This is a genomic window from Ottowia thiooxydans DSM 14619, from assembly GCF_000422885.1.
Classification (GTDB): domain Bacteria; phylum Pseudomonadota; class Gammaproteobacteria; order Burkholderiales; family Burkholderiaceae_C; genus Ottowia; species Ottowia thiooxydans.
Genome location: NZ_AUGX01000073.1, coordinates 1 through 10,255, shown reverse-complemented (window position 1 = coordinate 10,255; position 10,255 = coordinate 1). Strand labels below are relative to the sequence as shown.

Here is a 10,255-nt window from a genome sequence, read left to right as displayed (position 1 = left end):
GTGGACAGTGAAGACGGCTACGTCGAGCATGTGCAAGTGCATCCGGCCAACGAGGCCGAGATCAACAAACTGCCTGAGATCGTCGAAGCACTCTCGCCCGGGGTTGAAGCCGTTCTGGCCGACAAGGGCTATGCCAGCAAGGCCAACCGGCAATGGCTCCAAGAGCGCGGCATGGGCGATCTGATCCAGCACAAAAGCAGCGCCGGCAAGCCCGTGCATCCGCTGCTCAAAGCCTTCAACCAGAAGATCGGGGGCATTCGTTTCAAGGTCGAGCAGGCCTTTGGCACGATGAAGCGCCGATTCCACTTGGCCCGAGCGCGGTACTTCGGCACGGCCAAGGTGCAGGCGCAGATGTGCTGGGCGGCACTGGGGATGAACCTGCTGAAGGCTCACCGCAAGCTCAAACGAATGGAGCTTGCGGGAGCAGGTGCGCCCTGAGTGGGGCAAACGGGGCTGCAAACGCAGCCTCAAAACAAAATACCGGGCCAGACGGCACCGAAAACACTGCTCAGATTCAGCAGCCCTGACCCTCACGTGCTCATCAGCAGGTTATGCAGCGGTCTTATTTTGCAACCGGCCGCAGTTGACTGCAGCGCCTGAAGGCGCGCGCATAGTCATATAATCTTTGCAATTATTGGCGCGCTTGTGCATCATAGAAAAGCAACGCGTCACGCCTACTTTTCTTGCTCCTGAACATGCATCGTCGCTTCACTTTCGGAACACCCAATCGAGCCGGATTCGACACGGCTTCGATGCGTGTTCTCGACAAGCACCGGCGCCTCTTCAACGCATACGTCGACTTGCACAACAAGTACCTTGAGCGCACTGCTGAGGCTCTGGACATTGTCATCCCAACCGATCGGCCAAGCTCGCTGGAGCGCGCTGCCTGGCATGCCGCAGCGCGCGCCGCGGCGGCATCTCAAACCACCAAAGACAACCGAGCAGCGCTGCGCGACGGCGCAGCCTCTCTTGGTGTCGATGTCTACTGGCAGAACCGCCGAGCGATCTGGGATCGCTTCTTTCGCCTGCATCTGACGGCCACCCGAGATCTGAAGCGCTTGCAGCCAAAGGCGCCCGCCGTCACTCCGAAGATCAAGGGCAATTTCACCTACCGCCCAAAGCGCCCTCTTTCCCCCTCGGAATTCATGACCGCCGGCGCTTCGCTCGGGGAGCAAACCGTCTCCCCGCTTTCGGTGGTGACCGAACCAGGCTCCAAGCACGCGCTCCTTCGCATGCCGATCGACAAGCTCGACGACGCACGCGGCAACTACGTCTACGGCGAATGGCCGTTTGTGATGCATCGCCAGTTGCCCGACGACTGCCAGGTCCATGAAGTGAATGTCAGCGGCACGCAGCATGGCGCCCTCTGGCGCCAAGAGGTCTCGTTTCTTGTTTCCGTGCCTACCCCGGCACTGACCCCCGCGCAAGGCCGCCCTCACGCCGCCCTCGATGTCGGCTGGCGCATGACTCACGATGGCCTGCTTGTCACGACCACCTTGATTGGTGACCAGATCACGCGCTTCGTTTTGCCATTGAGTATCGTCGCCGACTTCGCCTACCTGGAGAACGTCGACGCGGAACTGACCCGCACCTCGCGCGCAGCCGTCGCCTCGCCTTCAGGTGAAGTGCCATCGCAATCCTGGCGCGCGCTGCTGCGCGCATCCCGCACAGGGGCCGGTCTAAACCCCGCACAGTTGGCATCCATTCGCCGATGGGCGCTGCATACCCGCAGCCTTCGCCACGAGTCGCAGAACCTGTGGGCCCGACTCTCACGCGAACGCCTGGCCCTGTACCGGAAGTACGCCAACACGCTGTGCTCGACCGTCAGCCGCATTGCAGTGGAGCGGTTGAACCTGCGCGCGCTCATGTTCGAAGATGCCCAGCTGCCAATCCACCGTTCTCAGCAAAGCATGGCCGCGGTGTCCGAGCTGCTGCGGTGCGTGCGCGAAGCGGCCGAAACTCATGGCATCTCCGTCGTTCAGGTGTCCCCTCACCACACCACCCGCCAGCACATCGCTTGCGGACACATCAACCCACCCGCCACCGGCGCGGTCGTTCACTGCAAAGGTTGTGGCCTGGCATACGACCCCGACGAGAACGCTGCGCGCCAGATCGCGCAACGCGCCTTCGGTCCCCAGAGTGCCGATCGCTTAAATATGTCGCGCCCCGATGGCGCCACGCCAGCCGTGGCTTCGCAGGCTCCCGAGGCCCATTTATCCACAGAATCTGTGGACAACCGAGCATGAGGCACTTTCCAGCCGCCTACCACCGCCCGCAGCTGGATACAGCCGCGATCGGGCTCTCGCGCGTCCCAGACTTTCCCGTGTGGGTCGACGCATCGTCGGCGGAGAGCTTTCGCGCCCAGCGGACACTCGCCGACGTGCGCCGTCTCGTGTCATCGCTCCAGTATTCCGTCCACGGCACCGCTGCGGCCCTTCGCTTCACCGATGCCCAGCTGGCCACGATGCGCACCCGCATTCGAGCCCTGACGGTTCACCTCGCATTGGCCGACTCGCTCGCCGCAGTTACCGACGACGAGATCGGCTTCATCACCCAGCTTGAACAGGAGCTCCACCTGTGATCCTCGCCTGCCCCAGCTACTTCGACCACCAGCCGTTCATGGTGGAGCACCCGAACCTTGCCGACGACGACGCGCCTCACGCCTTGCTGGCCGCCCTGCGCCGCATCGTGCCGGTTGCCAAGCGCCTGCCCGCGATCCTCTCCGCACTTGAGGCAGAAGGCTGGACGCCGCTCGCAAGCGCCGGCGGCGCCGAAGTGGAGTGGCTTGACGTGCCATGGGACGCGTTCCGGCTCACCGGCTTCGATGCCGTGCGCTTGACCGCGATGGACTACCCCTTGACCGGCATGCCTGTCGTGGCCACCACGCGCCCCAACCTGTTTGCGCGCGAGCTGGTCGACTCCAAATACATGGTCCCCCGCGGCCTCCTCTTGATGGTCAATGACGAAGGCCTCGCGGTCTTCCCTGATGACCAACCATGGGATGACGACGGCCGTCCCAAGGCTCTGGGCCAGTTCCGTTTGGACCCGCGCCAATTCTCTTCGCACGACCAGGCGCAAGCCACGGCCGACACGCTGACGGACGCCGGCTACCTGGTCGATCTGAGCGCTGCGCCGCTTCCACTAACCACTTGAGGTGCCACCATGCGTGAACACACACTGGTTTTCTCGACGACCAACATCCTCGCGCTGCGCGCAGGCCATCAGGTCAGCTCGCGTCGGCCCTATCACCCCGACGTTGAAAGCGCCAATGCCTGCCCCAACGCAGAACCCGGTGATCGCATCCTTTGCCGAGAGCCGTGGCGGCCGCATGTTGACCCGGATCATGGCCCAGGCATCAAGTACGCGGCGGACGACGCCTTTATTGCTGCCCCCGCCGATGCAAAGGCCTGGTGTTCCCAGCTGGCCAAGTCGCGCCCCTGGTGGCCCGCCTACCGCCTCCCAGCTTGGGCGGTTCGAACCGTCCTGACTTACATCACCGCGTCGACCGAACACCTTCACGACATCACGCGCTTGGCCGCGATCGAAGAAGGTATTGAACCGCGCCTGCATCGCTGCCCGTTGGAGCTGTTCGCCAACCATTGGCGGCGCACATACGGCGAGCAAAGCTGGCACGCAAATCCCTTGGTCCGCATCGTCCGCTTCGAACGACTTAACCCCGTGCCCGCCTGAAGGAACCAGCATGTGTCCCGTCCCCATCGCCGCGCGTGATGCCGCTGACCCGGCGCAAGCAGCCCTCGCCATCGCACAAGAAATCGTGGCCAGCATCCGCGCGCGCTCGCCGAATGCCAATGTGCCGATCTACATACCCATCACCGCCGTGGGTTCGGATGTGCGGGTCGTGATTGAAGCGTCCCCATCCGTTGCCGCGGCCGCTGAGCTGCAAAACACCGTGATGACCGACCCCACGATGCAGACCTTCATGATGCCCTTCTTCGACGCCGTAAGGGCGGCCGTCGACCTTCTGCTGGAGCAAGCCGATCGCGAAGCACAGACCCCTCCTGCAGACGAGGAAGCGGCATTCGCGCGCAAGAATCTGCTGTTCGATGTCACCACATCCTTGATCGTGGGCGCCCAAAATGCTTAAGGCAACACTGTCGAACCTGCTGGGCCGCCTGAGGCCCGGCGAGTTCAGCGTACCGTCGCCGCGCAAACCACCGCCGGCCTTCTACGCGGCATTTAAGCGTCGCGACCAACTCTCGGCCCGTGATGTCCGTGCGATCGCCGTCCACGAGGCCGGCCACGCCCTGCTCTACGCCGCCCTGCGCCCGCTTCCCGATTACGTGACGGTAACCCTGTACGACCGGCCAGGTCGCGACGACGTGCTTGGCGAAGTGACCAGAATCATCTACCCACACCAGCTGGAAGATCTCACGTTCCTGCGTTGGCAAATGCTCATGCTCTTGGCCGGCCAGGCCGCCGAGCAAGCCCTACTCAGCGAAGAAACCGTCGGTCCTGGCCAAGACCTGGCCCAGTGGACCGAGCATGCTCAGGACTACCTGACGCTGTGCCGCGGAGAGGTCTTTTTTGCCAAGCCGGCCAATGAGTACCAAGCCATGCTCAACCAGCGCCTGCTCACGCGTGCGTTGACCCTGCAGCGCCTGCAAGTGCGGGCCTTCTTGAGCATCAACCGCAGCGTCCTGGATGATCTTGCCAACGAGATCGAACTGCACAAGCGTCTCTCAGCGCGCGAGCTCCAAAGCCACTTCGCCGGGGTCCAAATTCCCGCCGGCTTTCCGACACCTGCGCTCGCTTGATGCGGCCGGCGGCCCATGACCGACCTCTCCTACCCCGCCTTGCATACCGCGCTTGCGCGTGTCATGGACGCGCACCCACCATCGGGCGCCGAGAGTATGCGTTGCACCCCGACGCCAACGCGCTGGCCGGCTTGTGGGCACGCATGCTGTTGGAACGCATCGAGTCGGTCCCGCTCGACACCGTCAAGCCAGCGGTCAGGACCGCATTCGACCGCTGGCTGGCGGCTTTGATCTGCCGCGCATGGGCTGTGTCGGCCGCCTAGCGCCGGCCTTCGGCCTTCCGCACCCACTCAATCGCGTGCCCGCGGATCTCCACCGCTGACTCTGACGACTCAGCCATGAGTTGCCGGATTGAACGGGCGGTCTGGGCATCGACACCCGATCCTGGCGCCTCTGGAGCTCCCGACGCTTGCGCGGCGAAATACCAGAACAGGGCCTTGTCGAAGTTGGTCGGGATGGTCGCTTCGCTACTGGGAACGTGGTACAGCGCGGCCAAGTTGTACCTGGCCATCTTTCCTGACATGTCGGATCCTCGCGCGACACCCTCAAGCAACTTCACCGCAGTCGCGCCATTAGGTTGTCCAAACGATCTCCTGCCGTACAAGATACCGAGATTGACCGTGGCGGCACGGCCGTAGTCACCTCCCGCCTTTTGCGCCCTCGCCAACCAACGAACTGCTTCCAGAGAGTTCTTCGGCGCGCCGTCGTAGCCGTACATGTACGCACGCCCTAGCTCCAATTGCGCGGGCTGATCGCCAGCCTTGGCTCGACTGAGCAACGTCTGGTAATCGGCGAGCGCGGTGCCGACGCACGCGGCAAGCGCCAGTCCCACGGCCAAGCGTTGCGCCCACTTTGAGATTTTTTGCATACTGGACCCCCAGGGACTTTCTTGCCACATCGTAGAGGACCACCCATGAAAAGCCAATCGCGCCGGCGCGCATCGGATCCTGTCCCCGCTTTTATCGCGGCTGCGGCCGTGCTGCTGTGGCTGGCCATGATCGCCAAGGCCCCAGAACTCCGGCTTCCCTTGTGGCGCTTCGGGTGGCTGCTCGCGTGGTGTGCCGCCATTACGATCGGTTGGGCAAAGGTTCTGGCCCACGCAGATCCGCGCGAAGATCTGACCGCCTACTGCTTTTTAAAGGCAGGCACTTCCGCCTGGTTTTACGCCGCCCTGCTCTGGCTGGCGGTTCAACCAGCCATCACCCACTGGGCCCGCGGCGGCGCCGTGTTCTGGGCATCGGGCACGTTCACGCTGCTGGTCTTCTTAACGCTCACCGTCACCGGCGTCTTCTTTGGTGTTCGCGCGCGCGAACGCGACAACGCCTAACCCTGCACCACGATCCATGAGCCTCGCCTCCGACAGCGCCTCCCCCTACTCCCCAATCCGGCAACGCTCCACGCGTTGGTGGGACTATGCGATGCGCGCTGCGAAGCATCAGGCGGTCACTCTCGATGGCCGAATCGCGGCGTCACTGCCGATGCGGATCGAACAAGACCTGGTGCTGAACTACGTTCGAGACTTCCACGCCCTCATGAAGGACTCACCCAATCTGGGTGAGCTCATGTGCATCAACTACGCCAAGGTCTCCGTGTTCCGCCACTGGGTTCCCCTGGTCGCCCAGTACGAGCTCGCTGGCCGCCAGATCTTCGATCTGCACGACGCGCTGGCGGACATGCTGACGCATACCGATCTTGGTGATTGCACCCTTGAGGGTTGGAATCCACCCTACGAGGCCTTCTATGTTCGCTTCGGTAAGCAGGAGTCCATGAGCCTGCCATTTGAGGATGACCAGCGCGAATATCTGGACGGTGCCTTTGTCGCCCGAACTCCCTACGAAGGCGGTGGCCACCGCCTGAAGTTTGGCTTCACCACTGTCCACGAGGACGGTAGCGGCGTTCAGCTGCCCGGCTATTTCGTGGACCTGATCCCCTCGGAACAGCGCATGTCATTGCCCGAAGCAATTGACGCCTCTCGCGCGCGCCGCCTTGCAATGTACGACGCCGAAGACAACAGCCCGGATGCCGATAAAGAAACAGCAGCCATCAACAGCTATCGCCGTGCTGAGGCCCGCGAGAGCACCGAGCTACTGAAGGCCGGCGCTACCCTGCTGGTCAACTCCATGTTCTATCTGGAGAACCTTGGCTCGACAGCGCTGCCCGAGCCAGGTCCCGGCCGCGACACTCCCTCTGATCGCGTCGCCCTCTGGCATCAGGTGGCATCTCCGAAGCGCCACAAGCAGAAGGCATCCCTAACATCGGACGGCTATGCCATCGTGCGCTTAGTTGGGAGTGAAGTGGCCGACACCTTCGGCCGCGCGGCCGCGGGTTCTGTGCGGCCGCATTGGCGCCGAGGGCATTGGCGGTGGCAGGCATACGGCGTTGCTCTGGCCCTGCGCAAACGGATTCTGATCAAGCCCGTCATGGTCGGCGCGGCCGAGCATGATGGGACTCCTCTGCCCGGCCACATCTACATGGCCGGCCCTGGCGGCGTTCAGTAGCCGCACAGGGCAGACGGCGCGAGGACCGCGCTGTCATCAACCCAACGAACCTTGATACTTCGCGGTCATCTTTCCGACACCGATGATCTTTGACATGAACTCTGCTTCGAACTTGGTCTGGTTGTAGTACGGGTTGTAAGGAACCTGCAACGCTGTTTCCGTTGCGTAGACCTTCAGCACCACGTTGTACTTGGTCGCCTTGACGGGACCCCAGTAGCTTCGTGCCCCGTTCGTCACCCCAAACTCGACCCCAGGGATGTTGTAAATGGCTTCGCGCTCAGTGATCTGCGTCTTCGACGCAGGAATGTTGAACACTGACCACAGAACACACGGCTCGGCCGCTTCGCAATCAGCCTGCATAACGATGCTGTAGTACCGTGCCTTGGCTGGCAGGCCGCTCACCGAAATCGCTGGCGAGACGTTCTCGCCACCGCGCATGTTCGTCGCAGCCATCCGATCTGGCAACGTGCCGCCATCCGCGAAGCTGGTCGATGACAGCGACAGCGTGGCCACTTCACCGGGGGTGCCTGTACCCGGATTCGTCGGGTCGGTCGGCGGCGTCGTGTCCGCGCCCTGAACCGTCACCGTCACGATCGCTTCCGCGCTCTGCAACTCCCCATCGCTGACGATCAGCCCGAACTTGTATTGACCGACCACGTCCAGGGTCACACTTGGCCGCACGGTGTTTCCGCCCACAAGCGTCGCGGTGCTTTTCGGGGGCAGCGCCGTGATCGACCACGAGTAGTTCAGACGGGTGCCCTCGGGGTCTCTCGACTTCGACCCGTCCAGGATGATCCGCGTGCCGGCCGCAGGCACGGTTATGTCCTGCCCAACGTCCGCGATCGGCGGCTTGTTCGGCTGTGGCCCATTGTTGCTGTTGTCACCTCCGCAGGCGGCCAACGCCGCCGCGACGCACACCAAACCCGCTGCCAAAATCCCTTTCATCGCGCACTCCTTGAATAAATCGGATTGCAAAGTTTATACGCTTTGCCGCGCAACCCCAATGGATTCGCGCTTAGTGCATTTTTGCAATTAACGTCGACGATCCGGGCGGACACAAAAAAGCCGCCGGATCCCAAAGGATCACGACGGCTTGGGTTCATGCTGTTGGCGCGTGCCGTCAGTCGTCGGCTTGAAGGCCGTAGGCCTGCGCGAAAGCCTTGTCGGACTCGTACCGTTCCTGGTTGATCACTGTGCCCATTCGGTACTCGTACACCCAGACGATGGGCTCTCCCCACTTACTCTCGTAGACGTTCAAGCCGTCGTCCGGGGTGCTGAAGGTGATGTCGACTCGGCCGCCGATTTCTCGCGCCGCTTTGACTGCATTGAGAAAGGCTTGCGCCTGTGATTTGCTGAGGATGCACATCCCTCATCTCCTTTGAAATGGCCAAGTTGGCCGGTTGAACATCCCTGGAGATGGCGGCCGCCCAGAATGGCCAGGGGAAAAAAAAGCCGCTGGATCCGAAGATCACAGCGGCTTTGTGTTCAGGCTTTGTTAGCCATCACGCTGCTTCGAGCAGCAGGGTCGTTTGCGTGTTGTTGTCGATCGCTTCGAAGACACCCTTGATGCCCACCTTTTCGTGAGCAGCCTGCAGGATCTCGTCGATCTTCTGTGCACCGCGCGCGCGAACCTCTGGGGTATCGCCATGCTCAGCTTCCCAAATCAGCGTGCGGTGGATGTCCACCTTCGCTGCCTGGTCCACTTTCTCGGCCTGGTCGTACTGCTTCCAGAACGCCTTGCTGGCCTTGCCTTCGTCAACGTCCGGCGGCAACCATTGGCGCTGTTTGCCGACCACACGGTTGAAGCGGTCCATCAGATCTTGGCTCTTCGGAAAGATGTGCAGAGTGCCAATGCCCTTGAAGTAGCGAACGAAGAAGTGGTCGGTCTCAACCTTCTCAGCATTCCGCAGCGCTGACCACTGAGTGTCGAACGACTTCTCCAACGACACCGTAGGCTCAGCCTCACCGTTCATCATCGCGAAGACGCGGTCAATGTCGCGCAGCGACTGCATGAACTCGTAGCCCGGCTTGCCGTCCATACCGCGGTACCCGGTCGCCGGCAGCACGATGCGCTTGGCACGCACCCGCATCCCTGCGGTACGGTGCCGATCGTTGGACTTCCACCCCCGGTACCAAACCCGATTGCCTGAGTGGTACCGCGTCATCATGTCGAACACGTCGCAAACCATGCCGATCTGGATCTCGGCGCGCGACGCGAGCACACCTTCGATGAAGCCGTACACGTTGCCCAGCGTGAAATCCAACTTGCGTATCTGGTCGAACTCCGCACTGATGCGCTTTTGCGCCGCCGATGACAATTTGCCGGTGAGCTCCGATCGCCGGATGACGGCCGTCCACGCACGGTCGCGCAGATCGGTCAAGGTGGTGCTGAGCTGCTTTTGCCAGTTCTCAACCACGTTCATGGCTGCATTGACGCCGCCACCACCGTGGTCCGTTTCCGCCAAGGTCTTGCCCAGCAAGCTGCTGTAGTACCCGTGTCGCTGGCCGGCCAGAATCATCTGCTTGGCGCTTTCAACTGCTGCGCGGTATGCGATGACCAGGTTCTCGATCTCCGCGCGCGGCATCGCCAGTTGATTGCCGCTGGACCACTCCAAGTGCGGCCGGTCGGCCTCTTTGAGATCGCGGGTCCACGCCGTCACCATCTCATCGGCCATGCCGGACTTGGTGAGGTGCACGAGCGCAATCTCGACTCCCGTCGGCCGCTCGGCGTCAGCGAATGCACCCTCGATGTACTCGACCGTGCCGTGCTGGCTGACCAGGTCCACCAGCATCTGACGTGTCTTGCTGAACGGGTTCTTCAGGGTTTCGGCGTTGATGATCGCCACGATCTCGCCATCGAACAGGCCACCCCAAGCGTGCAGAACATGGGGTCTCCTCGTTTTCAGTGCAATAAGTGACGGTACGCAAAGCTAGCACTGGCGCGGGGGTGGTCTGGGTAGACCGTTGATTTCATTGACTTTC

General features: G+C 62.3%; 14 protein-coding genes. 10 read left to right on the top strand and 4 right to left on the bottom strand.

Going from position 1 to position 10,255, the window contains the following annotated elements:
- The 8 genes from G518_RS37080 to G518_RS39590 form a co-directional block, all read left to right on the top strand.
- Positions 1 to 438: transposase (locus G518_RS37080; RefSeq protein ID WP_036596231.1), on the top strand; the 438-nt coding region annotated here is incomplete at its 5' end.
- Between the two features lie 257 nt (positions 439 to 695).
- Positions 696 to 2,246 carry a zinc ribbon domain-containing protein gene (locus G518_RS0126135; RefSeq protein WP_051237425.1) on the top strand — a complete coding sequence of 517 codons (1,551 nt, stop codon included), beginning with the start codon at positions 696 to 698 and terminating at the stop codon, positions 2,244 to 2,246.
- Positions 2,243 to 2,581 (top strand): hypothetical protein, encoded by a 339-nt coding sequence (locus G518_RS0126130; protein ID WP_028605003.1) that lies wholly within the window; start codon positions 2,243 to 2,245, stop codon positions 2,579 to 2,581. The genes G518_RS0126135 and G518_RS0126130 overlap by 4 nt, the downstream gene beginning before the upstream one ends.
- Positions 2,578 to 3,153 (top strand): hypothetical protein, encoded by a 576-nt coding sequence (locus G518_RS0126125; protein WP_028605002.1) that lies wholly within the window; start codon positions 2,578 to 2,580, stop codon positions 3,151 to 3,153. Before G518_RS0126130 ends, G518_RS0126125 begins: the two co-directional genes overlap by 4 nt.
- Positions 3,154 to 3,162: 9 nt before the next feature.
- The gene (locus tag G518_RS0126120; protein ID WP_028605001.1) at positions 3,163 to 3,690 is read left to right on the top strand and encodes a hypothetical protein; all 528 of its coding nucleotides are present in this window, start codon (positions 3,163 to 3,165) and stop codon (positions 3,688 to 3,690) included.
- 10 nt (positions 3,691 to 3,700) lie between these two features.
- Complete coding sequence (locus G518_RS0126115; RefSeq protein WP_028605000.1) at positions 3,701 to 4,105, top strand: hypothetical protein; 405 nt, start codon at positions 3,701 to 3,703, stop codon at positions 4,103 to 4,105.
- Positions 4,098 to 4,775, top strand: a complete 678-nt coding sequence (locus G518_RS0126110; RefSeq protein WP_028604999.1) for a hypothetical protein — start codon at positions 4,098 to 4,100, stop codon at positions 4,773 to 4,775. Before G518_RS0126115 ends, G518_RS0126110 begins: the two co-directional genes overlap by 8 nt.
- Positions 4,775 to 5,038, top strand: a complete 264-nt coding sequence (locus G518_RS39590; RefSeq protein WP_084652298.1) for a DUF3717 domain-containing protein — start codon at positions 4,775 to 4,777, stop codon at positions 5,036 to 5,038. The genes G518_RS0126110 and G518_RS39590 overlap by 1 nt, the downstream gene beginning before the upstream one ends.
- Here G518_RS39590 and G518_RS0126100 read toward each other — a convergent pair.
- The gene (locus G518_RS0126100) at positions 5,035 to 5,643 is read right to left on the bottom strand and encodes an SEL1-like repeat protein (protein ID WP_028604998.1); all 609 of its coding nucleotides are present in this window, start codon (positions 5,641 to 5,643) and stop codon (positions 5,035 to 5,037) included. The two genes, G518_RS39590 and G518_RS0126100, sit on opposite strands and share 4 nt — an antisense overlap.
- 45 nt (positions 5,644 to 5,688) lie before the next feature.
- On the opposite strand from G518_RS0126100, the gene G518_RS0126095 reads away from it, so the two are divergent.
- Positions 5,689 to 6,102 (top strand): hypothetical protein, encoded by a 414-nt coding sequence (locus G518_RS0126095; protein ID WP_028604997.1) that lies wholly within the window; start codon positions 5,689 to 5,691, stop codon positions 6,100 to 6,102.
- Between the two features lie 16 nt (positions 6,103 to 6,118).
- Positions 6,119 to 7,273: an AcrVA2 family anti-CRISPR protein gene (locus G518_RS0126090; protein ID WP_156909553.1), complete on the top strand. Its 1,155-nt coding sequence runs from the start codon at positions 6,119 to 6,121 to the stop codon at positions 7,271 to 7,273.
- Between the two features lie 36 nt (positions 7,274 to 7,309).
- Here G518_RS0126090 and G518_RS0126085 read toward each other — a convergent pair whose 3' ends face one another.
- From G518_RS0126085 to G518_RS37065, 3 genes are all read right to left on the bottom strand, one after another.
- Complete coding sequence (locus G518_RS0126085; protein ID WP_028604995.1) at positions 7,310 to 8,218, bottom strand: YbhB/YbcL family Raf kinase inhibitor-like protein; 909 nt, start codon at positions 8,216 to 8,218, stop codon at positions 7,310 to 7,312.
- Positions 8,219 to 8,393: 175 nt separating this feature from the next.
- Positions 8,394 to 8,639 carry a hypothetical protein gene (locus G518_RS37070; RefSeq protein ID WP_036596227.1) on the bottom strand — a complete coding sequence of 82 codons (246 nt, stop codon included), beginning with the start codon at positions 8,637 to 8,639 and terminating at the stop codon, positions 8,394 to 8,396.
- 136 nt (positions 8,640 to 8,775) lie between these two features.
- A complete protein-coding gene (locus G518_RS37065; protein WP_051237424.1) occupies positions 8,776 to 10,119 on the bottom strand; it encodes a DUF4942 domain-containing protein in 1,344 nt (447 codons plus the stop codon).
- Positions 10,120 to 10,255 lie beyond the last annotated feature (136 nt).

What these genes read in the sequence shown, in the direction of transcription:
- G518_RS0126085 (WP_028604995.1), bottom strand. Translation starts at nt 8,218, where the DNA reads ATGAAAGGGATTTTGGCAGCGGGTTTGGTGTGCGTCGCGGCGGCGTTG.
- G518_RS37070 (WP_036596227.1), bottom strand. Translation starts at nt 8,639, where the DNA reads ATGTGCATCCTCAGCAAATCACAGGCGCAAGCCTTTCTCAATGCAGTC.
- G518_RS0126115 (WP_028605000.1), top strand. Translation starts at nt 3,701, where the DNA reads ATGTGTCCCGTCCCCATCGCCGCGCGTGATGCCGCTGACCCGGCGCAA.
- G518_RS0126130 (WP_028605003.1), top strand. Translation starts at nt 2,243, where the DNA reads ATGAGGCACTTTCCAGCCGCCTACCACCGCCCGCAGCTGGATACAGCC.
- G518_RS0126120 (WP_028605001.1), top strand. Translation starts at nt 3,163, where the DNA reads ATGCGTGAACACACACTGGTTTTCTCGACGACCAACATCCTCGCGCTG.
- G518_RS0126135 (WP_051237425.1), top strand. Translation starts at nt 696, where the DNA reads ATGCATCGTCGCTTCACTTTCGGAACACCCAATCGAGCCGGATTCGAC.
- G518_RS0126100 (WP_028604998.1), bottom strand. Translation starts at nt 5,643, where the DNA reads ATGCAAAAAATCTCAAAGTGGGCGCAACGCTTGGCCGTGGGACTGGCG.
- G518_RS0126095 (WP_028604997.1), top strand. Translation starts at nt 5,689, where the DNA reads ATGAAAAGCCAATCGCGCCGGCGCGCATCGGATCCTGTCCCCGCTTTT.
- G518_RS0126090 (WP_156909553.1), top strand. Translation starts at nt 6,119, where the DNA reads ATGAGCCTCGCCTCCGACAGCGCCTCCCCCTACTCCCCAATCCGGCAA.
- G518_RS39590 (WP_084652298.1), top strand. Translation starts at nt 4,775, where the DNA reads ATGCGGCCGGCGGCCCATGACCGACCTCTCCTACCCCGCCTTGCATAC.
- G518_RS0126110 (WP_028604999.1), top strand. Translation starts at nt 4,098, where the DNA reads ATGCTTAAGGCAACACTGTCGAACCTGCTGGGCCGCCTGAGGCCCGGC.